The organism is Ruegeria sp. AF8, from assembly GCF_056541825.1.
This window is the reverse complement of the sequence record NZ_JBQFYW010000007.1, coordinates 51620-73645: the sequence shown is the minus strand read 5'-3', so window position 1 is coordinate 73645 and position 22026 is coordinate 51620. Positions and strand designations below refer to the sequence as shown.

The following is a 22026-nucleotide window of genomic DNA, read 5'->3' as shown; positions in this document are numbered from 1 at the left end:
GCTCGGAGGTCTCCGGATTTCGGTCAAATATCGAATATCCCGTTTTTCATGGTCACCTTGAACAAATACTCTTTCTAGGAAATTCGTTGGTGCCGGCCAATATGAGCGAACGAATGCCGCTATCGTTCGCCGCGCCGGTAGGGTGCCATCAACGCCGCAGGTATTTCGGCTCTGCGGGCGACAAGGACGAGCGCGACAATGGAAAGCACGTAGGGCGCCATCAGGAAGAGCTGGTAGGGCACGCCTTCAATCGCCGTCTGCAGCCGCAGCTGGTATGCATCGAAGAATGCGAACAACACCGCGCCAATCAGCGCCTTACCAGGCCGCCAGCCAGCGAACACAACCAGCGCAATGCAAATCCAGCCGCGCCCCTGAACCATACCCGGGAAAAAGCTGTTAAACGCAGTTGTCGTTAGGAAAGCCCCGCCCACCGCCATCAAAGCCGATCCCACGATAACTGCGCCAATGCGGATACGGATTGGGTTCAGCCCCTGCGCCTCAACCGCGTGCGGGTTTTCACCGGTCATGCGAATAGCCAACCCAAGCGGTGTACGGACCAGAACATAGGCCATCACAGCCACAGCAAAGAGCGCGAGGTAGGTCGGTAGAGCCTGGGAAAACACAATTGGACCCAGAATGGGTAGATCGGACAGCCCTGGAACATTGAGCGGCTGGAAAGCCTCGATCGTCGGGGGCAGATCACCCACTTCAACGATTAACCTGTAAAGGTAATAGGCCAAAGCGGATGCAAACAGCGTGATACCAAGCCCAGATACATGCTGCGAAAGCCCAAGTGGGACCGTCAGCATGGCATGCAGCAATCCCATCACCGCACCACAAAGCGCCGCAATCATCAGGCCCACCAGCAAAGGCGCGCCCATGTAGACGGCAAGCCAACCGCTCATCGCGCCCATGGTCATGATCCCCTCGATCCCCAGATTGAGCACGCCTGAACGTTCACAAAGTAACGCACCAAGGACGCCAAATATGAGCGGCGTTGCGATACGCAGCACGGAAGCCCAGAGACTGGTATTCAGCAGCAGATCAATTGCATCACTCATCGGCGCACCCGGTAGGTTGTGAAAAGAAGGGCCACGATCATGGTAAGCAGGCAGAGCGCCACGATCACATCGGCGATGAAACTGGGAACACCGGTGGCGCGGCTCATGGCGTCAGCCCCGACAAAGACGGTGGCCACAAAAACAGCGGCGGCGACCACCCCCGCCGGGTGCAAAGCAGCGAGCATGGCGACAACGATGCCTGCATAACCAAATCCGGGGCTCATCGTGGTGGTGACCCCTGCGGTAACACCCATGACTTCGACGGACCCTGCGAGCCCTGCCAAAGCACCCGAAAGCAGGGCCACGCCCATGATCGTTTGGGGCAGGGAGATTCCGGCAAAGGCGGCGGCACTGGCGTTTAAGCCTGCTGCGCGTGTTTCAGCACCAAAAACAGTACGCGCAAGGATCAACCAAACAGCACCTGCTGCAGCGATAGCAACAAGCAGCCCGATATGAAGACGCGTGCGGGGGATCAGGTCCGGCAGACGGAAATCCCCATCTACCGGCACAGAAGAGGGCCACCCAAATGCCAGCGGATCGCGCATCGGACCCTCAATCATGAGGCCTACGAAAAGAATTACGATGAAGTTGAGCAGTAGGGTTGTCACCACCTCATCCACGCCGAAACGCAGACGCAAAAAGGCAGGCCCTGCCAACAGGGCTGCGCCCGCTGCCATGCCTGCCAGCATCAAAATCGGAATACCTATCCATCCTGGAACCCCGAGTGAATGACCGATCCAAGCGGTGATCAGCGCGCCGACAAAGAACTGCCCCTCGCCACCGATGTTCCAAAGCCGCGCACGGAAAGCGACCGCCGCTGCAAGCCCCGTGAAAATAAGCGGTGTGGCACGGGTCAGCATTTCAGTAATTGACAGGCGAGAGCCAAGCGCACCGGTCAGCATTTCGCCATATGCCGTAAACGGGTTAACACCCGCAGCTGCAATGAGGCCCGCAGCCAGAAGCAATGCGGTAAAGATCGCGGCTAGCGGCGCAAGGATTATCAGTTGCAACGGCACATGTGTGCGTCGTTCAAGCCGCATCATCATCTTCCTTCCAGACACCCGCCATCATCAGACCAAGGCGTTGCGGGTCGGCTTCGTCAGCGGATATGGGTTTTGACAAGCGGCCTTTGACGATGGCCTGTATCCGGTCTGACAGGGCCACGGCTTCCTCCAATTCTTCCGAGATGAGCAGGATCGCGGCACCTTCGGCTCGTGCGGCCAAAAGCTCGGCGTGAACTGCCGCTATTGCCCCCTCATCAAGGCCCCGCGTCGGCTGGTTGGCGAGCACAAAGCGCGGCCCGTTGGTCAGGACCCGGCCAAGGATCAGCTTTTGCATATTGCCACCAGACAGCAGCCTTGTTCGTGTGTCGGGGCTGGCGCCACGGATATCAAAACGTTCGATCACCCCTGAGGTGTAGTCGCGGGCCGCGCGTTGCCGGACAAAGCCGTAGCGCGAAAATTTTGGTGTGCGCAGCCGTTCAAGCACCGCGTTTTCCCACAGACTCAACTCGCCCACGACACCTTCTGCATGCCGGTCTTCAGGCACTCTGCCTGCGCCCGCTCGGATCATTCCGCGTGGCCCCAGATGGCCGATATCTTCGTTCAGGAGTGTCAACTGCCCGGCGCTTGGGTGAACCAATCCAGACAGCAGCCCGCCGAGCGATGCCTGGCCATTGCCTGAGACGCCGACGATACCAAGGATCTCACCAGCATGGACGGTGAAAGACACATCATCCAACCGCAATTCATCGCCATCTTCCACGCGCACAGTTTTTGCAATCAGGACTGGCGCGCCGATCTCGTGGTCATGGCGTACGGGCCGTTCAACTTTGCGGCCGACCATCAGTTCCGCCAACTCTCTGGGGTTGGTTTCAGAGGTTTTACGTTCCGCAACCATCTTGCCGCCACGAAGGACAGCCACACGGTCAGAGGCTGCCATGACTTCATGCAGCTTGTGGCTGATGAAGATAAGTGAAAGACCCTCTTTCGTCATGTCCCGCAGCGTTTCAAACAAGCGCATCGCCTCGGGCCGGGCCAGAACGGCAGTAGGTTCATCCAGGATCAGTATGCGCGCGTCGCGATAGAGCGCTTTCAGAATTTCGACCCGTTGGCGTTCCCCCACGGAAAGCGACCGAACCTTGGCCTCGGGGTTCACGGGCAGGCCGAACCGATCTGCGATCTGCAATAACTTTTGGCGGGCCTGGCCACGAGCAGAACGAGCGCGTGTCAGGGGTTCAGAACCAAGCATGACGTTTTCCAAAACCGTGAGATTGGCGGCAAGCGTGAAGTGCTGGTGTACCATTCCCACACCCACCTCGATCGCTGCACGCGGCTGACCCGGAGGAAGCTCTTTGCCAAACACCCTGACAGAGCCTTCGTCGGCTGCGTAATGGCCGAACAGGATATTCATCAGCGTCGTCTTGCCCGCGCCGTTTTCCCCCAGCAGCGCAAGGATTTCCCCCTCTGCCAGTGTCAGGGTCACATCATCGTTGGCAGTAAGCGCACCAAAACGCTTGGTAATGCCGTGTAGTTCCAGAACTTTGGTCATGCGGGCAACCCTGCGATTGGGAACGGAAAGGAAATTTCGGGCGCGCCGGCCTCGATCAGAGCACCAAGTTTCAGTATCGCAAAGTCCGCGCCGGGCGGACCGATTAATTGCACACCGAGCGGCAGGCGGTTTGCCGTGCCAAAAGGCAACGCCAAGGCAGGTAAACCCGCTACATTGGCAAGTGCTGCGTTTGGTGCAAAAACCTCCAGCCGCGCCATGTGGTCGTCGGGAGCAGAACCAGAAAGATCTAAAGTGCCGACAACCGGCGGTGCAGACGAGAGGACCGGCATCAGGATGGCATCGGCGGAACTGAAAAGCTTGCGAGACCGATTTGTTAGGCGCGCAAGCTGTCGTGATGCCGCAAAAAGCGCCGTGGCAGGTGTCGCACGACCCTCGGCAGCCATGGCCGCGGCAAGCGGAGGGACCTGATCATCAGAGATCCTGAGCGCCGCCAGCCACTCGGCCAACGAAACAGCCAGTATGGTTCGGGCGATTGCATGAGCCTCAGCCCCCAGTCGGTCGGGGGCATGAACATCATGCACCTCACAACCTGCGTCGCGCAGCGCGTCGGCCGCACCTTTCGCGACATTGTGCTGGTCAGCTCCACAACGGTCCGGCAAGGCCAACGCGATACGGGGACGTTCCGGCAGATGCACAGGGGCCATGGGCTGAACTACCGCGTCAAAGGCAGTTTTCATGTCGCGGACCGACCGCGCCAGGACCAGCTCAGACGCTATCCCCATCAGGTGATTAGCAAAATCAGGGCCTCCGGGCACCGCACCACGAGAAGGCTTGAGCCCGGTCAAACCGCAGCATGCAGCAGGTACTCTGATGGACCCGGCCGCATCCGTGGCATGAGCAATGGCAACGATACCACCTGCAACCGCTGCCGCAGCACCGCCGGATGAGCCACCTGGAGTCAGCGCAGGATTCCATGGATTGCGGGTGGCAGCCATGCCATCTGGTTCACATGTCAAGGAAAGGCCGAATGGCGGTGTTGCCGTCAAACCAAACGGGATTAGGCCGGTTTGGCGCAAATCCTGCAGCAGATGGCTGTCGCTTTCGGGTTTACGCCCTTGTGCGCGGATTGCTGCGGATCCTGCCGCAGCAGGCAGTCCTTTTGCGAAACTGCCGAGATCTTTCACCAAAAACGGAACCCCATGAAATGGCCCGCGCTGTTCAGGTGGCAAAGCATCTGCCGCCTTTGCCCCAGCACGGGCCAAATCTTCGTCCAGATATACCACGGCCCCCAAGTCCGCCCGCGCGTGGCAGGCGGCAAGGCTGGCTTCCATCACGTCACAGGCAGAGATCTGCCCCGCCGTAATGGCAGCTGCAAGAGCTGTCGCATCGGTCACGTCAAAGCCCTCGGGTTCAGGAGGGCTCGCTTTCGTCGATCGGAACGTCCCATTCACCGGATTGGATCGCGGCCTGTTTGGCCTCCATCGCCGGGATGGCGTCGGCGGGCACTTCTTCGGCGACATAGATCAGCTCATTGCCGCCATGGGCCATAAAGGAATATTCCGTGTAATTCCGCCCGGTGGGATTACCGGCCTGAACGTCCGCCACGATGGCCTCGATGGTTGGGCCGTAATTCCAGATCGCATTGGCAAAGACCGTGCCCGGGTAGCGCGGTGTATAGTCGATAAGAGAACCGATGGCCTTCACACCACGCGCTTGGGCGGCATCCGCAGTGCCAATGCGTTCGCCAAACAGGATATCCGCACCCGCATCGATCTGGGCAATCGCAGCTTCCTGCGCACGGGCCGGATCAAACCACGCACCTATAAAGCCATTGACGAAGGTAGCGTCCGGGTTCACTTCACTTACACCCATCCGGAAAGCGTTGATCAGCAGGTTCACCTCGGGGATCGGATAACCACCGACCGAGCCATAAACGTTGCTTTCGGACATTTGGCCCGCGAGCATCCCGGCCAGATAGGCAGCCTCGTGGTTGCGGGTCCCAAAGACACCAAAGTTGTCACCTTCCGGCCCGCCGGAAGACCCCATCAGAAACGCAGTCTCGGGGTAGTCACCCGCTACTTCGCGTGCTTCGCGTTCCACGGCGTAGGATTCGCCCCAAATGATTTGCGCACCACCTTCGGCATATTCACGCATCGCGCGGGGATAGTCGGTCGGAGCCACACCTTCCGAGAACTCATACTCGATCAGGCCAGCATCGGCGGCTTCTTGCATCGCCACATGGATACGGCTGTTCCACGCATTTTCAACCGGAGACATATGCACGCCAGCGACACGGGTCGCAGATTGTGCATTCACGCGACGGACATAAGCCGGCAGGGCCAGCGTGGCCGCAGCACCGACCATCAGTTGACGGCGGGTTGTGATGAGTTTCATTGGTGTATCCTCTTCTGTTGGTGGCAATTGTTCTTGTTATTGAGCTTCCTGAGTATTGGGCCCGGGCGCGTAATCTGCGGGATCCAGGGTCGTGGGGCGGCCGGGCAACGAAAGCGCGGCCATTCGGGGTTCTGTACGGGCCAGCACCTTTCCGTTTTTGATAACGGCAAGGCGGGTGGCCTTCATTCGAACTGCTTCAATCGGGTCACGCGCTTGCAGCACAACCATATTGGCAGGGCCGCCTTCACGGATTGTCGGGTCGGGCAGACCCATGGCCTTGGCGCCATTCTGGGTGACGGAAGTAAACGCCCACTCCATCGCCTCGCGGGATGTCATCGGAACTGCATGCACGCCCATATGAGCCACTTCCAACATGTCTGCCGAGCCAAGCGAATACCATGGATCCATCGTGCAATCCTGCCCAAAGGCGACGTTCACACCTGCCGCGCGCAACTCTGGCACTCGGGTCAGACCCCGACGGCGCGGATAGGTGTCTGAGCGCCCTTGAAGCGTGATGTTGATTAGCGGGTTTGGAACCACGTTCATGCCGCTTTCCGCAATCAGCGGAATAAGCTTCGAGGTATAATAATTGTCATAGGAATGCATTGCCGTGACATGGCTTGCCGTAACCCGCCCGCCAAGCCCAAGGCGCGTGGTTTCATAGGCCAGGGTTTCCACGTGGCGCGACATCGGATCGTCGCTTTCGTCGCAATGCAAATCCAGCATCAGGCCGCGATCCGCCGCAATTTCAGCCAGTCGCGTAACCGACCGGGCCCCTTCCGACATCGTGCGTTCGAAATGCGGGATTCCTCCCACGACGTCGACACCCATATCAAGGGCCTGGATCAGATTTTTCTCCGCATTTTCTGCGCGATACAGACCATCTTGTGGAAATGCCACCAATTGTAGATCAATATAGGGGGCGACCTGATTACGTACCTCCAAGAGCGCTTCAACCCCCACCAACGGGGTCGATGAAACATCCACATGCGAACGGATGGCCAGCAGCCCCTGCGACACAGCCAGATCACAATACCGCATAGCGCGCTCAATCACTGCATCGGGCGTCAACAGGGGCTTCAGCTCACCCCACAGCGCGATACCCTCCAAAAGCGTGCCCGAGACATTCATGCGCGGTAACCCGAGGCTCAGGGTCGCGTCCATATGGAAGTGCGGGTCGGCAAATGGGGGAGAAACCAAGCGGCCAGCAGCATCGATTTCTTCGCGCGGTTCGGCCCTAATTTCGGGGGAGATTTCCGCTACACGGTCACCTTTGATCGCTATATCCAGCGGTCGGCGGCTATCTGGCAGCCAAGCCTGTCTGATGATGATATCGAGCATTCATCGTCCCCCAAATTTGACCACATGGTAAAAGTATTCTGAAAAAATGCTATATATATTTGCGGTGTTTCAGGAACCAGTGCGTTGGATAGTCTCCCGTAACTCGGCTGTCTGTGGACGCGAGACCGTGAGGCGTCGATCGAATGCGAATGCGTGCAATGCGGAATTCGAACGCAGCAATTCGTCGTATCGATGGATGGCGGCAATGAGCCGACCAAGCTGATTGAGCGGCTTAGGCCAAAGGCCAACACGATTTGCGGACACCTCCTATTTTTTGCTCGGCGAAGTTATCGAAGGTGGCCGCCAAGAGCCCTCCAGGAAACGGTTTCGGCGTCTTGAAACGGCATAGTCGGCGCAATCGGATCCTGAAATCTCGGCAAAGTTATGCCGACTTTCAGCGTAGAGAAACTTTGACATCCACTCCGGCGTCAAGCCTTATTCGAGCGAAAACCCATTATTTTTAGATGGTTAGTGGCGGAGAGACAGGGATTCGAACCCTGGGTGGGCTTGCACCCACAACGGTTTTCGAGACCGCCCCGTTCGACCACTCCGGCACCTCTCCGCGGGGGTCTGTGAGGGGGGGATTTAGTGGTGAACGCGTGAGGGTGCAAGCGGAAATTTCGGCTTTTCGTCCATAGACGGTTTTTCCATTGCCCACAGACGTATTTCACTTAGGCTGGGAACCATGAAATCACTGTATCGCCTTTGTGCCCCGTTGATGGCGTTGGTCGCCGTGTTTGCGATGATAGCCCCCGTGTCAGGACGTGCCGCCGACAGGGATAGGATCGAGGCTTTCCTGACCACAACGGGATTCGACGTCGCGCTGGACAGCATCGCGTTTGCATCGGCTTCGGCGCCTGAAATGCTTGGTATCGACGCGGGCACTTTCGGTTCGCAGTGGGAACAGCTTACGCAAGAGGTGTTCGATACACAGATCATGCATGAAACCGCGGTTACGATCCTGGAACAAACGCTTAGCGACGAGGCGCTCGATCATGCGGTGGGGTTTTATGCCTCAGATCTCGGGCAAAGGCTGGTCGAGGCCGAAAACACGTCTCATATGATCGAGGATGATGAATCCAAGCAGCTCGAAGGGCAGGCCATCGTCGCCGATCTGGTGAAAGATGGGTCCTCGCGGGTGGAAAGCCTCAAGCGGATGAACCGCGCCATTGACGCAAGCGGTACTGCATTGCGCGCATTGCAGGAAATCCAGCTCAGGTTCATGCTGGCGGCCAGCGCCGCCGGCGTTATTGACCTGGCGCTCGACGCGGATGAGTTGCGGAGCATGCTGGAACGAAACGAGTCGGCGCAGCGCAGCGCGTTGCAGCTGTCCGCCCTGGCCGGTGCCGCCTATACCTACAAGGATTTTTCCGACGCCGATGTCGATGCCTATGTCGAGGCGCTGGAGAAGCCGCTGATGCAGGAAGTCTATGAGCTCTTGAACGCGGTGCAGTATGAAATAATGGCGCGCCGGTTCGAGGTATTGGCGGCGCGCATGGCCGATCTTCGACCGGCGCAGGATATCTGATGCGCGTTCTGGCCGTCCTTTTCTTGGTGATCGGAATCGTTCCCGCCGCTCTGGCCTCGGAAGAGGCACTGGATCAGCTTGCCGAAGCTTTGCGGCTGAACGAAGTCGTCGAGATTCTGCGCGAAGAGGGGCTGACCTTTGGCCGTGACCTGAACCAGGACATGCTGGGCGGCGAGGGTGGTCCGCCGTTTCAGGAGCGGGTGAGCGCGATCTATTCCACAGAGAGAATTGCCAAAGCCCTGCGGAATTCGTTGGAGCGCAACATGGCAGCCGAACATATGGTTCAGGCAGCCGTGTTCTTTGACAGCGATCTAGGGCAACAGATCATTTCATTGGAAAACTCGGCGCGGCGCGCGTTTTCTGACCCGTCAATCGAGGAATACGCGCAATCCATCTATGAGGAGATGGACGAAAAGGATCCCCGGCTCCGGCTGATCCGGGAATATATCACGGTTAACGATCTGGTTGATCAGAATGTTCGCGGTTCTTTCAGCGCCGATCTGAACTTTTTTCGCGGCTTTGCCGAAGGGCAGGGGCAACCGGTGAACGATGGCGCGATTCTTTCAGAGCTGCTGGACCAGCAGGAAGACACGATCGAAAACACGACTGAGTGGCTGTATGGATTTCTGTTGATGGCCTATCAACCGCTCACCGATGCGCAGATGCGCGAAAACATCGCCTTTTCGCAGACCGGAGCGGGCCGTGCGCTGAACCGGGCGCTTTTTTCGGGGTTTGGCGAGATGTATGATCGCATTTCCTATGATATGGGATTGGCCGTCGCGCGGGCTCTTTCTGCGACGGAGCTTTAGGCCGCGAATTCGGTTGACAATCTGACGGATAGAACCGATAAGCGCGCATCCCGGCCGGTTTTCCGCGCCGGGTATCGTTATTGTTTGACCCGCAAGGCATGTCCTCAGGGTCGCTCACACAGCCCGAAAAGGGCGCGCTGTTCGAGGTGGCCAAGGCCGTCAACGCCCGCAAAGCGGGGACCACAGAACGCGGGAATGAAAAGGAAAGACGCATGTTTGCGGTCCTCAAGACTGGCGGCAAGCAGTACAAGGTTCAGGCGGGCGATATCCTCCGCGTTGAAAAGCTGGCTGCCGATGCAGGTGAAAAAGTTCAATTCAACGATGTTCTGATGCTGGGCGGCGACGCGCCGGTGGTCGGTGCACCGTTCGTCGAAGGCGCAGGCGTTCAGGCCGAAGTGATCGAACAGATCAAGGGTGACAAGGTCATCAAATTCGTCAAGCGCCGTCGTAAGCACAGCTCGAAGCGTACCGTTGGCCACCGTCAGAAGCTGACCCTGGTCAAAATCACCGACATCCTGTCGTCGGGCGCTGACAAGTCGGGCATCAAGGCTGCAACCGGTTCTGCCCCTGCGGGCGCGGCTGCTGCGCCGGCTGCGAAACCTGCCGCAAAGGCAGAAGCCGCCGATGATCTGACACAGCTGACCGGTGTCGGCCCTGCCGCCGCCAAAAAGCTGGCCGAGGCCGGTATCGAGAGCTTTGCCGCTCTGGCCGCCTTGTCGGACGAGCAGATTGCTGCTATCGAGACGGTCAAAGTGAAACCCGAATGGGTTGAGCAGGCCAAAGATCTGGCCAAAGGCTAAGGAGAGAGAGAATGGCACATAAGAAAGCTGGCGGTTCCTCCCGTAACGGTCGCGACTCAGCTGGTCGCCGCCTTGGCGTGAAACTGTATGGTGGCCAGGCCGCCATCGCAGGCAACATCATCGTGCGTCAGCGCGGCACCAAGTTCTGGCCGGGCGAAGGCGTAGGCATTGGTAAAGATCACACTATCTTTGCAACTGTCGATGGCGCTGTGAAGTTCCACAAGGGGCTCAAAAACCGCACCTTCATTTCGGTCCTGCCAGTGGCGGAGGCCGCAGAGTAAGCCGAAACCCATAAGGTTTAAGACAAAATTCATGGGGGACCGGCAGAAAATGCCGGTCCCCTTTCTCGTTTTCACCATTTGTTGATCCTGAACACCATGTCTGTCGCGACAACCAGCTTTTTGATCTTTGCTGCCAGTCAGGTCGGCACGCCGGGCCCGGCCAACATGGCTCTGTTGGGAACCGGTGCGCGATACGGATTTCGGGCGGCTTTGCCATTTGTTGCGGGCGTTGTTCTGGGCAAACAACTGATCATCTGGCCGGTCGGATTCGGGTTGATGGAATTGGCCGGGCAGGCCCCGGGCGTGTTCACGGTGCTGAAATTCGTCTCGGCCGCCTATATTTGCTGGCTGGCTTGGAAAATTGCCAACTTGCGGCTTGCGCCCGGGCGGTCCGGGGATGTTGCGCCGGGCTTCTGGGCCGGTTTGGTGGTTCACCCGCTCAACCCCAAGGCCTGGGCGATGATCGTTGCCGGTTTCACCGGTTTCGTCGCCATGGGAACGTCTCCGTTTGAGGCCACGCTCACAATCGCTCTCTGTTTGTTGAGCTGCCAGTTGCTGCTGCATCCGGTCTGGACGCTGGCGGGCGATCGAATTGCTCATGCGGTTGCGGGGCGGGGTGCCGAGAAATATCTGATGTGGACACTGGCGGGCCTGACCGTCGCGTCCGTCCTGTTTGTGTTGTTCGGAGGAGGAGCGCACATATGAAAATTGAAACAATAATCAATCAGCCGGTCATCGAAACCGAGCGGTTCCACCTGCGCCCCCTGCGCCGGTCGGATATGGGACTGATCGAGCATTATACCAGCGACGAACGTGTGGCGCGCATGACGACATCCATCCCGCACCCGGTCCCACCCGGTTCGGTCGAGGCCTTTGTCACCCGCGCCATGGACGACAAACGCGTCGAGGATGTCTGGGCAATGGACGCCACCAAGGATGGCGGGCCGGAACTGATCGGCCTGATCTCTCTGGAAAAGATGGATCGCAACCAGTCCGAGGTCGGATACTGGGTCGCGCCGATCTATTGGAACACCGGTGTTGCCTCGATGGCCGTCGAAGCGCTGGTTACGGAAAACCCGCTGGGCAACCGCACGATGTTTGCCAGCGTGTTTCAGGATAACCCCGCCTCGGCACGCGTCTTGACACATTGCGGTTTCCAGTATCTAGGCGATGCCGAAACCTTCTCGGTGGCGCGCAACGCGAATGTGCCCACCTGGACCTATAGCCGAAAACTCTGACTTGTGGCCGGTCGGGCCTTTGCACTAGGGAGCCATCATGAAATTTCTCGATCTTGCAAAGGTCTATATCCGGTCCGGGGCCGGAGGCGGCGGCTGCGTCAGCTTCCGGCGTGAAAAATATATCGAATATGGCGGCCCCGACGGCGGCGATGGCGGTAAGGGCGGATCGGTATGGGTCGAGGCGGTCGAAGGGCTGAACACCCTGATCGACTTTCGCTATCAGCAGCATTTCTTCGCCAAAAACGGTCAACCGGGCAGGGGACAGCAGCGCACCGGCAAGGATGGCGACGATATCGTTTTGCGGGTTCCCGTGGGAACCGAGATTCTCGACGAGGATGAGGAAACGGTTCTGGCCGATCTGACCGAAGTCGGCGAACGGGTGCTTTTGGCCAGGGGCGGAAATGGCGGCTTTGGCAACCTGCATTTCAAGTCGGCAACCAATCAGGCGCCGCGCCGGGCCAATCCCGGTCAGGCCGGGATCGAACGCACCATCTGGCTGCGGCTGAAACTGATCGCGGATGTCGGCCTGTTGGGGATGCCGAATGCCGGCAAATCCACGTTTCTGGCGGCAACGTCGAACGCGCGCCCCAAGATTGCCGACTATCCCTTTACCACGCTGCATCCCAACCTTGGCGTCGTCGGTGTCGACAATGTGGAATTCGTCGTGGCCGACATTCCCGGCCTGATCGAAGGTGCCCATGAAGGGCGCGGGATCGGGGATCGTTTCCTGGGCCATGTCGAACGCTGTGCGGTTTTGCTGCACCTGGTCGATGGCACCTCGCAGAGTGTGGCCGAAGATTATCGCACCATCATTCACGAGCTTGAGGCATATGGCGGGCAGCTGGCCGTAAAACCCCGGATCACCGTGTTGAACAAAATCGACGCGCTGGACGGGGACGAGTTGGATCTGGCCAGAGACGAGTTGGAAGAGGCCGTCGGCGGCCCGGTCATGACCATGTCGGGCGTCGCCCGTCAGGGGGTGACCGAGGTTCTGCGCGCGTTGCGCATGCAGATTGACGCCGACCGCCTGCGCCACAAACCCACCGAGGAGGCGCAGCCGTGGCAACCCTGACTTCGGCCAAACGGGTTGTCGTCAAAATCGGTTCGGCCCTTCTGGTCGACCGGCACACCGGGTTGTTGCGTGACGATTGGCTGGTTTCTCTGGCCAGCGACGTAGCGTGGCTAAAAGGGCAGGGTGCGGACGTCATTCTGGTTTCGTCCGGCTCCATCGCGCTTGGACGTGGGGTGCTGAAGCTTCCCGCAACAGCCTTGCCGCTTGAAAAATCGCAGGCGGCGGCAGCGGTGGGCCAGATTCGCCTGGCGCGCGCCTATGAAGAGGCGCTGACCCCGCACGACATCACCACCGCGCAGGTTCTGGTTACTCTGGAAGACAGCGAGGATCGCCGCCGTTATCTGAACTCCCGCGCGACGCTGGAAACGCTTCTGGGTCTCGGGGTCGTGCCCATCGTCAACGAAAACGATACCGTGGCGACCGATGAAATCCGGTATGGCGACAATGACCGGCTTGCCGCTCAGATCGCGGTGACCGTTGGTGCGGATCAGCTTGTTCTGCTGTCGGATGTGGACGGGTTCTATTCCGCCAATCCCAATCAGGATCCGTCGGCCCGGCGCTTTGACGTGATCGACAGGATCACGCCCGAGATCGAGGCGATGGCCGGCGATGCCGGTTCTGGCCTGTCCAAAGGGGGCATGAAGACAAAGCTGATGGCGGCAAAAATGGCGATCGCGGCGGGATGCGACATGGCCATTACCGAAGGCTCCCCTCTTAACCCGTTGAAAAATCTTGCAAACGGCGCAAATTGTACCTGGTTCACGGCGACACTTGACCCGCATGCCGCGCGCAAGCGCTGGATCGCAGCCATGAAGCCCAGAGGTGAGATCATCGTGGACAGTGGCGCAGCCAAGGCCCTGTCCAACGGCAAAAGCTTGCTGCCCGCGGGCATTGTCGAGGTCTGCGGCGAATTCGGCCGGGGCGATCCTGTCACCATCCTCGACGCCGAGGCGCATTGGCTGGGGCAGGGCCTCAGCCGCTATACCGCGCAAGAGGCGGATGCGATCAAGGGGCGCAAATCTTCCGAGATCGAAGGCACCCTGGGATATCCGGGCCGGGCGGCCCTGATACACCGGGACGATATGGCGCTCTGACGCGAAATTCTGATAGAATGGCTCAAATCGAAAGGCTCTGGCGATGAAGGATCTGGACAATATACCCGCCGTGATGGCCGAGCTTGGCGCCCGCGCCAAGGAAGCGTCCAGGGAGCTTGCCTTTGCCACTGCCGAGCGCAAGCATGCGGCCCTGATTGCCGCTGCGGACGCGGTTTGGGCCAATCGGGCCGAGATCATCGAGGCCAATCTCAAAGACCTCGAATTCGGCCGCGAAAAGGGGCTGAGCCCGGCGATGATGGATCGTCTGATGCTGGATGAGACGCGCATTCGCGGCATGGTCGACGGGCTGCGCACTGTGGCAGAGCAGGTCGATCCTGTTGGTGAGGTGCTGGCCGAATGGGACATGCCCACGGGCCTCAACATCCAGCGTGTGCGCACGCCGCTCGGCGTGATCGGCGTCATCTATGAAAGCCGCCCGAATGTGACCGCGGATGCGGGCGCACTGTGTCTGAAATCGGGAAATGCAGTGATCCTGCGGGGCGGGTCGGAAAGTTTTCATTCGTCGCAGGCGATTCACGCCTGTCTGGTCGAAGGGCTGAAGGCGGCGAGTTTGCCAGAGGCCGCGATCCAGCTGGTGCCGACGCGCGACCGGGCGGCGGTTCAGGAACTGCTGACCATGACCGAATATGTCGATGTCATCGTGCCGCGCGGCGGCAAGGGGCTGGTCGGGCTTGTGCAGCGCGAGGCCCGGGTTCCGGTTTTCGCGCATCTCGAAGGCATTGTGCATATCTATATCGACAAGGCGGCGGATCTTGCCAAAACCATCGACGTGGTTCTGAACGCCAAGACCCGACGCACCGGCATCTGTGGTGCGGCGGAATGCCTGTTGGTGCATCATGACGTGGTGGACACGATCGGCAGGGATGTCGTTTTCGCGCTTATGGCGGCTGGCGTCGAGGTCCACGCCGATGGAGATCTGGCAGCCAACGGGACCGTCGCCGCGACTGAAGATGACTGGGGCAGGGAATTCCTCGACAGCATCATCTCGGCGCGTCCCGTGCCGGATATCGACGCGGCCATCGCACATATTCGCCAATACGGATCGAATCACACCGATTGCATCATGACCGAGGATCAGGACGCCGCCGCGCGGTTCTTTGAGCGCCTCGACAGCGCCATCCTGATGCACAACGCCTCAACCCAGTTCGCCGATGGCGGCGAGTTCGGGATGGGGGCCGAGATCGGCATCGCGACCGGCAAGATGCACGCGCGCGGCCCGGTTGGCGCGGCGCAGCTGACCAGCTTCAAATATCTGGTGCGGGGCAACGGCGCCACCCGGGCCTGACCGCATCAATCCGGCCAGGTCCGGTCAGAACCGGATAGCGGCGCGGGTCGAACTTGTTTCGGCCCGCACCCGCCGACCGAATTCCTTTGCCGATTGCGTCAACAGCGCGAACTGAACCAGCGCCGGTGTGATCTGCACCTGGAATTCCCGCGAATTGAGACCGTGCCACAGGTCCGGATCAAGGTTCATCTTGTCCGCTGTCCCCGCCACACTCCATTGTCCTTCTGAACAGGAAACCTCGACCGTCCCGCCGAAAGGCATGGCGGATTCGCAGCACTGGATCGCAAGAAAGACCAGTTTGATTTCGCTGCGCGGTTTGGCATCGGTCGGCTGCCAGTGAATTTTCACACGTCCGGTTCTAGCAACGTCGGACAGCAACCCGGCCACCTCGGCCCGTCCCAGCGGCTTGTTGCCGCCGGCGCCATACGCGATGCGGAAAAAGCGGATGCGGGCACCGGCATCATCCACACTGTCCGAGATCAGTTCCATCTCGGGTCCCTGTGCGCCGCCCGACATATTCAGCAATTCCAAACCATTGGTGATCGCGCCGATCGGGCTGATCAGATCATGACAGATTCGCGACCCGATCAAGGCGCCTAGGTTGACGTTGCTTTCGCTCATGCATACCTCCTGCGGGAGCCGTCAATTGACCCGGAACCCGAGCCGCACATGACAGATCTAAATGCCATACTTGCACCGGGCATGTTCGTCCGCCACCCCGATTTCCCCGAATGGGGCGTTGGACAGGTTCAGTCCAACATCGGCGGCAAGATCACCGTTAACTTCCGCGAGCAGGGGAAAGTGGTGATCGACGGGACGTACATTGCCCTGATGCCCGTCTTTGATCCGGAAAACTGATTTATGAATGGTTAACACCGGGGCGGAAAAGCGCGGGTGTGTTGCCATTTCTTTCAAATTTGCTGTATCAGCGCGGCGGCGAGGTTGTCGCCTGAACACTGGAATGGAAATGCCTGACCGCGGCCCGAGTTTCACCGTCAAGATTGCCGAGACCCAGGCGGAACTGCGTGCCGCCCAGCGGCTCCGTTACGACGTCTTCGTGCGCGAACTGGGCGGCGGCGGCGAATTGGTTGACCACGAGGCCGGGCTGGAACGCGACCGGTTCGACCCGTTCTTCGACCATATGCTGGCCATTGATGACGCGTCCGGCAAAGTGATCGGCGTTTACCGGCTTTTGCCCGGCGACAGGGCCGAAGCCGTCGGGCAATTCTACTCCGAGGACGAATACGACCTGACCGTCTTGAAGCAAGGCGGCAGAAAGCTGCTGGAACTCGGTCGCTCCTGCCTTCATCCCGACTATCGGGGTGGTACGGCGATGTATCATCTTTGGAACGGATTGGCGGGCTATGTGGCCCAAAACGAGATCGACGTCCTGTTCGGTGTCGCCAGTTTTCACGGAACCGAGGCGCGGGCGCTGGCTCAGCCCTTGTCGATGCTGTATCACAACCATCTCGCCCCGCCTGACATTCGTGTTCGCGCCCAGCCCCGGCATTTCTTCGACATGAACCTTGTTCCGCAGGGCGATCTGGACCGGCGCAAGGCGATGCTCGAGGTGCCGGCCCTGATCAAGGCTTATCTCAGGCTTGGGGGATTTGTCGGCGACGGCGCTTATATTGATCATGCCTTCAACACCACTGACGTGTGCCTGATCCTCGACACCGCCCGGATGAACGAGCGTCAAAGGCGTATCTACGGCGGAGTGCAGACGTGACCGGCCCCCTATGGAACAGCGTGAATGACCCCGATCCGATCGTGATCGGGTGGGGCGGATGGTTGCGCGCTCTGGCGCGCGGTATACCGCTGGCGCTGCTGGTATTTGGCGGCTTGCTGGTTCTGCTTTTGGTGCGATTGATCGAACACCCGATCTATGGCCTTCACCGCCCGATCACACCGTATATCGCCCAGTTTGTCTGCCGAAACGCACTGCGCATCCTCGGGATCCGGTTTTGTACGTCCGGCGAACTGATGCAGGAACGGGGCGCGGTTGTCGCCAATCATACTTCGTGGCTGGATATCTTTGCCCTGAATGCGCGCAAGCGGGTTTATTTCGTGTCCAAGGCCGAAGTGGCAAAATGGCCGGGCATCGGCTGGCTGGCACGCGCCACCGGAACCATGTTCATCGAACGCAACCCGAAAAAGGCCCGCGAGCAGACACAGGTTTTAGAGAGCCGCCTGAAGGCAGGGCACAAACTTCTGTTCTTTCCCGAGGGCACCTCAACCGACGGGCTGCGGGTTTTGCCGTTCAAGTCAACGTTGTTTGCGGCGTTCTTTTCCGACCATCTCCGCGATAGCATTTTTGTTCAGCCCGTTTCGGTCATATTCCATGCCCCCGATGGTCAGCCGGACCGTTTTTACGGCTGGTGGGGCGAAATGGAATTCGGCCCGCACCTGCTCAAAACCCTCGCGGCGCGGCGGCAGGGATGGATCGAACTGATCTATCATTCACCGGCAAAGGTCAGCGAGTTCGAGAACCGCAAGGCGCTGGCGGCCCATTGCGAAGCGGCGGTACGCCACGCGCACGCGCTCGCCCGGCCCGTAAATTAAGGGCAATTGGCCCTTGCGCCCGGTCCAATCCTGCCGTATACGCGCGCCATTCAAACCCGCAGGCGGGGTTTGGCCCTTTTGGGGGAGACATCCCCGATTGGACCGCCGGTTGGAGCATCCGCTCTGAAACCCCCGCCGAGGAAGAAACCGGAAAGGAAACAAAGCATGGCTCTTCCCGAGTTCACCATGCGTCAGCTGCTGGAAGCTGGCGTTCACTTCGGCCACCAGACCCAACGCTGGAACCCGCGCATGTCGCCGTTCATCTATGGCGCGCGCAACGGCATCCACATCATGGACCTCACCCAAACCGTTCCGATGCTGGATCAGGCGCTGAGCGCGATCCGTGAAACCGTCGCCAAAGGCGGTCGCGTTCTGTTCGTGGGCACCAAGCGTCAGGCAGCGCAGCCGATCGCGGATGCGGCCGAAAAATCGGCCCAGTACTACATGAACCACCGCTGGCTGGGCGGCACGCTGACCAACTGGAAAACTGTTTCCCAGTCGATCAACCGCCTCAAGCAGATCGACGAAGCCATGGAATCCGGCGCCGAAGGTCTGACCAAGAAAGAGCGTCTGGGCATGGAGCGCGACCAGTTCAAGCTGCAGGCCTCGCTGGGCGGTATCCGCGAGATGGGCGGCGTTCCGGACCTGCTGTTCGTCATCGACGTCAAGAAAGAAGCACTGGCCATCGCCGAAGCCAACAAACTGGGCATCCCGGTTGTGGCTGTTGTCGACACCAACTGCTCGCCCGATGGTGTGGATTACATCATCCCCGGCAACGACGACGCAGCCCGCGCCATCGCGCTGTACTGCGACCTGGCCGCTCGTGCTGCACTGGACGGCATGTCGGCGCAACTGGGCGCCGCTGGCGTTGACCTGGGCGAACTGGAAGAAGCTCCCGTCGAAGAGGCCGTTGCGGAAGACGCAGAAGCCCCTGCCGAAGCGTAAGCTTCCCGTCACATGAATGACATCTGGGGCAGGGTATGACCTGCCCCAAATCCGTTTGAATTGAGGAGAGCCAAGAGATGGCAATCACAGCAGCACTCGTGAAAGAACTGCGCGACGCAACCGGCGCTGGCATGATGGACGCCAAGAAGGCGTTGACCGAAAACAATGGCGATATGGATGCCGCCGTTGACTGGCTGCGCACTAAAGGTCTGGCGAAAGCCGCCAAGAAATCGGGCCGTACCGCGGCCGAAGGTCTCGTGGCAGTTGTCGTTGACGGCGGCAAGGGCGTTGCCGTCGAAGTGAACGCCGAGACCGATTTCGTCGCCAAGAACGCCGAGTTCCAGGAGATGGTTTCCAGCATCGCCGGCGCCGCCCTGAACGTGGCCGACGTGGAGGCGCTGAAAGCTGCCGATCTGGGTGGCAAGCCCGTCGCGGATGTGCTGACCGACAAAATCGCCAAAATCGGTGAAAACATGTCGATCCGCCGTATGGCCAAGATCGAAGGCGACACCGTTGTTTCCTATGTGCACAACGCCGCAACCGCCGGCATGGGCAAGATCGGCGTTCTGGTTGCCCTGTCAGGTGGTGACGAAGCCATTGGCAAGCAGGTTGCGATGCACATCGCGGCTGTGAACCCGGCCGCTTTGTCCGAAGCTGACATGGACCCGGCTGTTGTCGAAAAGGAAAAGCAGGTTCAGATGGACATCGCCCGCGAATCCGGCAAGCCGGAGCAGGTGATCGAAAAGATGATCGAAGGCCGCATGAAGAAATTCGTGGCGGAATCGACCCTGCTGAACCAGCAATTCGTGGTGAACCCCGACCTGACCGTTGCGGCCGCAGCGAAAGAAGCGGGTGCAACCATCACCGGCTTCATCCGTCTGGAAGTCGGCGAAGGTATTGTGGTCGAAAAAGAAGACTTCGCTGCTGAGGTTGCAAAGGCAGCGCAAGGCTAAATTCTGTCCGGGTCTGTCGACCCGGCAACGTCACCAAAAGGGCCGGGTGCGGATCACGCAGCCGGCCTTTTTCTTTGAGTCACAAAATCGGGCTGACCATCAGCAATTCAGCAAAAATCGATTGGAATAGAATATGAGGGGCCCTGCACGATGGGGATGGTAGGGCCCCTCAAAATTCTGACGCTGGCACGCCGAAAAATAAACGGCCTTTGTCAGATCGGACAGAGAGCAACGATATTGCGAAGGTCCATCCAAATGTTCCTTGGCCAAAGCCACCACTCACGGAACCTGATCATAATGCGACGCATAACAGCAATTTGGTAGTCATGATTTCCTTACCCAAGGTAATCCGGCGTCTGCTGGCGATGGGAAGAGAAGGTTTCAGGCTTCCATAATGAACATCTGATTGTGCAGCGCGGCCTTGAGAACGGCTTGCGCAGTCGTCTCGACCGCCAATGCCTGACGGGCCAATCTGAGGTGCTTTTCCACCGTCGCGGATGTCAGCCCCATCAGCAACGCAATGTCCTGGGTGGTTTTGCCATCGCCAACCCATTGCAAGGCCTCACGCTGCCGCTTGGTCAACGAGCGGTTGGGCGGGTTATAGGGCAGGGTCAGGATTTTCAGATGGGCGATATTGTTCATCAACAGGATGTCACGGCCATGCTCTTGCCAGATCGCTTCGACCTGATCCTGCGACATCCCCTTGCGCGCGCACAGGGAAATTGCCCCCTTGGTGCGCATGGAAACCGAGTTGAAGCTGATCGTGTATCCGGCGGTGACGCCCATCGAGGTATTGAATTCGTAAACCTGCCGCTCTTTTTCCGTCATTGTGTTGTTCGACATCAATTCGGAAATGCGGCGCCAGCTACCGGCGCCTTCGTTCTTCAGCGCCCATTTCAGCATAGGTGCGTGGAAATACAATCCTGAATGCAGAAATCCATCAATGTATTGCTGGCAGTGATTGGTCAGGATGATGAAATCTTCGGGATCTCCCAACGATGTGGCGGTGCGGTATTGCGTGTACCCATAGAGCAGGCGCACGAACCCATATTTGTCCATCTGACGGCAATGCGCATCCCAAAGCTCTTCGAGCGTTTTGGTATAGCTCAGGAAATTGAGGTATTCATCCAGGGTCATTGCTGGCCACTTTGCTGAAGGTGGGTTGCCAGTGCATCGAGCGCCAGCAGATATCCCTGCGCCCCGAACCCGCAGATCTGGCCGACGGCCACGGGCGCGATAAAGGATTTGTGACGAAACGGCTCGCGCGCATGGATATTGGACAGGTGAACCTCAACGACCGGAACCTGAGCCGAGGAAATCGCGTCCATCAGGGCGACAGAGGTGTGTGTGTATGCACCCGCGTTCAGCACGATACCGCCCTGTATGCCGCGCGCGTCGTGAATGGCGTCGATCAGCGCGCCTTCGTGGTTTGACTGGAAACAGGTGACCTCAAGCCCGACAGAGGAGCCATGCGAAATGCAGGTCTCTTCAATCATCTTCAGCGTTGTGTGCCCGTATACCTCTGGTTGTCGTGTGCCCAACAGGTTTAGATTCGGACCATTCAGGACCAGAACTTTATTCATGCATGCATTTCCCCATTGCCCAATTCATAATGGAGTCCGCGCACGAATGTCTACCAGGATGACCTTGTTTCATAAATCCAATGGCAATTGGACGTGGCGGGATTTTGCCTGAAGTCTCCCAGAATTTCGTGGCGAAATGATGCTCAAATCCGGTCATCACTCTCTCATTGCATTAATTTCATGGCGTTTGGATGCCGATACAGGTTTTGTGTTTGCAACAGATCGGTTACGGACCGTTTTTCGCTTGCCGCCGCGCATAAGTTTGATCCAACCCGTATCGCGCTTTCGGCGGTGGGGTCGACGGGCGCTGCCAAGACGACAGTTGGCACCATGGCAACTTCTCCGGTGATTCGCTTCTCGTCGCGCGTCCAGACCGGCAGTGCGACTGGAAGAGATCCAAATGCTATGCGCTCTGCACTGAGGATGCTAAATTACCAGGCGGCGCAAAGTTTGCGATACCTTCGATCTGAGACTGAAAAGCGTGACAAATCAATCAGCTTCAGGTTGATCCCGCCTTGCCCGCGACTGATCCCTACTTCGTGAAGAAA

23 protein-coding genes and 1 tRNA gene are annotated in these 22026 nt (G+C 59.0%); 14 read left to right on the top strand and 10 right to left on the bottom strand.

Going from position 1 to position 22026, the window contains the following annotated elements:
- Window positions 1-119 precede the first annotated feature (119 nt).
- The 7 genes from ACR0AO_RS13365 to ACR0AO_RS13335 form a co-directional block, all read right to left on the bottom strand.
- A complete protein-coding gene (locus ACR0AO_RS13365) occupies window positions 120-1061 on the bottom strand; it encodes an ABC transporter permease (protein WP_480604319.1) in 942 nt (313 codons plus the stop codon).
- A complete protein-coding gene (locus ACR0AO_RS13360) occupies window positions 1058-2101 on the bottom strand; it encodes an ABC transporter permease (protein ID WP_480604315.1) in 1044 nt (347 codons plus the stop codon). The genes ACR0AO_RS13365 and ACR0AO_RS13360 overlap by 4 nt, the downstream gene beginning before the upstream one ends.
- On the bottom strand, window positions 2091-3611 hold the full coding sequence (locus tag ACR0AO_RS13355) for an ABC transporter ATP-binding protein (protein ID WP_480604313.1): 1521 nt from the start codon (window positions 3609-3611) through the stop codon (window positions 2091-2093). Before ACR0AO_RS13355 ends, ACR0AO_RS13360 begins: the two co-directional genes overlap by 11 nt.
- Entirely contained in the window at window positions 3608-4966 is a 1359-nt protein-coding gene (locus ACR0AO_RS13350) for an amidase (RefSeq protein ID WP_480604311.1), read from the bottom strand. The genes ACR0AO_RS13355 and ACR0AO_RS13350 overlap by 4 nt, the downstream gene beginning before the upstream one ends.
- 16 nt (window positions 4967-4982) lie before the next feature.
- Complete coding sequence (locus ACR0AO_RS13345; RefSeq protein WP_480604309.1) at window positions 4983-5966, bottom strand: BMP family protein; 984 nt, start codon at window positions 5964-5966, stop codon at window positions 4983-4985.
- Between the two features lie 36 nt (window positions 5967-6002).
- Complete coding sequence (locus ACR0AO_RS13340; protein ID WP_480604307.1) at window positions 6003-7307, bottom strand: amidohydrolase family protein; 1305 nt, start codon at window positions 7305-7307, stop codon at window positions 6003-6005.
- A 472-nt stretch (window positions 7308-7779) separates the two neighbouring features.
- Window positions 7780-7869 (bottom strand) — tRNA-Ser (locus tag ACR0AO_RS13335).
- A 123-nt stretch (window positions 7870-7992) separates the two neighbouring features.
- Between ACR0AO_RS13335 and ACR0AO_RS13330 the strand changes: the two genes are divergently transcribed.
- The 9 genes from ACR0AO_RS13330 to ACR0AO_RS13290 all read left to right on the top strand — a co-directional run bounded on the left by ACR0AO_RS13330 (window position 7993) and on the right by ACR0AO_RS13290 (window position 15435).
- Window positions 7993-8835 (top strand): DUF2059 domain-containing protein, encoded by an 843-nt coding sequence (locus ACR0AO_RS13330; RefSeq protein ID WP_480604305.1) that lies wholly within the window; start codon window positions 7993-7995, stop codon window positions 8833-8835.
- The gene (locus ACR0AO_RS13325) at window positions 8835-9644 is read left to right on the top strand and encodes a DUF2059 domain-containing protein (RefSeq protein WP_480604304.1); all 810 of its coding nucleotides are present in this window, start codon (window positions 8835-8837) and stop codon (window positions 9642-9644) included. Before ACR0AO_RS13330 ends, ACR0AO_RS13325 begins: the two co-directional genes overlap by 1 nt.
- A gap of 212 nt (window positions 9645-9856) precedes the next feature.
- A complete protein-coding gene (locus tag ACR0AO_RS13320; RefSeq protein ID WP_480604576.1) occupies window positions 9857-10444 on the top strand; it encodes a 50S ribosomal protein L21 in 588 nt (195 codons plus the stop codon).
- An 11-nt stretch (window positions 10445-10455) separates the two neighbouring features.
- Window positions 10456-10725: a 50S ribosomal protein L27 gene (gene rpmA / locus ACR0AO_RS13315; protein ID WP_050602452.1), complete on the top strand. Its 270-nt coding sequence runs from the start codon at window positions 10456-10458 to the stop codon at window positions 10723-10725.
- Between the two features lie 96 nt (window positions 10726-10821).
- The gene (locus ACR0AO_RS13310) at window positions 10822-11430 is read left to right on the top strand and encodes a LysE family translocator (protein ID WP_480604302.1); all 609 of its coding nucleotides are present in this window, start codon (window positions 10822-10824) and stop codon (window positions 11428-11430) included.
- A complete protein-coding gene (locus ACR0AO_RS13305) occupies window positions 11427-11963 on the top strand; it encodes a GNAT family N-acetyltransferase (protein ID WP_480604300.1) in 537 nt (178 codons plus the stop codon). The genes ACR0AO_RS13310 and ACR0AO_RS13305 overlap by 4 nt, the downstream gene beginning before the upstream one ends.
- A 37-nt stretch (window positions 11964-12000) precedes the next feature.
- Complete coding sequence (gene obgE, locus ACR0AO_RS13300) at window positions 12001-13035, top strand: GTPase ObgE (RefSeq protein WP_480604298.1); 1035 nt, start codon at window positions 12001-12003, stop codon at window positions 13033-13035.
- A complete protein-coding gene (proB, locus tag ACR0AO_RS13295; protein ID WP_480604296.1) occupies window positions 13023-14129 on the top strand; it encodes a glutamate 5-kinase in 1107 nt (368 codons plus the stop codon). Before obgE ends, proB begins: the two co-directional genes overlap by 13 nt.
- A gap of 43 nt (window positions 14130-14172) precedes the next feature.
- Window positions 14173-15435: a glutamate-5-semialdehyde dehydrogenase gene (locus ACR0AO_RS13290; protein WP_480604294.1), complete on the top strand. Its 1263-nt coding sequence runs from the start codon at window positions 14173-14175 to the stop codon at window positions 15433-15435.
- Window positions 15436-15459: 24 nt separating this feature from the next.
- Here the strand turns inward: ACR0AO_RS13290 and ACR0AO_RS13285 are convergent, their stop codons facing one another.
- Entirely contained in the window at window positions 15460-16056 is a 597-nt protein-coding gene (locus tag ACR0AO_RS13285; RefSeq protein WP_480604292.1) for a histidine phosphotransferase family protein, read from the bottom strand.
- A 48-nt stretch (window positions 16057-16104) separates the two neighbouring features.
- Between ACR0AO_RS13285 and ACR0AO_RS13280 the strand changes: the two genes are divergently transcribed.
- The 5 genes from ACR0AO_RS13280 (at window position 16105) to tsf (ending at window position 19895) form a co-directional block, all read left to right on the top strand.
- Window positions 16105-16293, top strand: a complete 189-nt coding sequence (locus ACR0AO_RS13280) for a DUF3553 domain-containing protein (protein WP_480604289.1) — start codon at window positions 16105-16107, stop codon at window positions 16291-16293.
- A 109-nt stretch (window positions 16294-16402) separates the two neighbouring features.
- Window positions 16403-17164, top strand: coding sequence for an L-ornithine N(alpha)-acyltransferase (gene olsB / locus ACR0AO_RS13275; RefSeq protein WP_480604287.1), 762 nt, complete (start codon window positions 16403-16405; stop codon window positions 17162-17164).
- Window positions 17161-17997 (top strand): lyso-ornithine lipid O-acyltransferase, encoded by an 837-nt coding sequence (gene olsA, locus ACR0AO_RS13270; RefSeq protein ID WP_480604285.1) that lies wholly within the window; start codon window positions 17161-17163, stop codon window positions 17995-17997. The genes olsB and olsA overlap by 4 nt, the downstream gene beginning before the upstream one ends.
- Window positions 17998-18162: 165 nt before the next feature.
- A complete protein-coding gene (rpsB, locus tag ACR0AO_RS13265) occupies window positions 18163-18942 on the top strand; it encodes a 30S ribosomal protein S2 (protein WP_480604284.1) in 780 nt (259 codons plus the stop codon).
- A gap of 77 nt (window positions 18943-19019) precedes the next feature.
- Window positions 19020-19895, top strand: a complete 876-nt coding sequence (gene tsf, locus ACR0AO_RS13260) for a translation elongation factor Ts (protein WP_480604282.1) — start codon at window positions 19020-19022, stop codon at window positions 19893-19895.
- 381 nt (window positions 19896-20276) lie between these two features.
- Here the strand turns inward: tsf and ACR0AO_RS13255 are convergent, their stop codons facing one another.
- Both ACR0AO_RS13255 and aroQ read right to left on the bottom strand, forming a co-directional pair.
- Entirely contained in the window at window positions 20277-21032 is a 756-nt protein-coding gene (locus tag ACR0AO_RS13255; RefSeq protein WP_480604280.1) for an autoinducer binding domain-containing protein, read from the bottom strand.
- Entirely contained in the window at window positions 21029-21478 is a 450-nt protein-coding gene (gene aroQ / locus ACR0AO_RS13250) for a type II 3-dehydroquinate dehydratase (RefSeq protein WP_480604278.1), read from the bottom strand. The genes ACR0AO_RS13255 and aroQ overlap by 4 nt, the downstream gene beginning before the upstream one ends.
- Window positions 21479-22026: the final 548 nt, after the last annotated feature.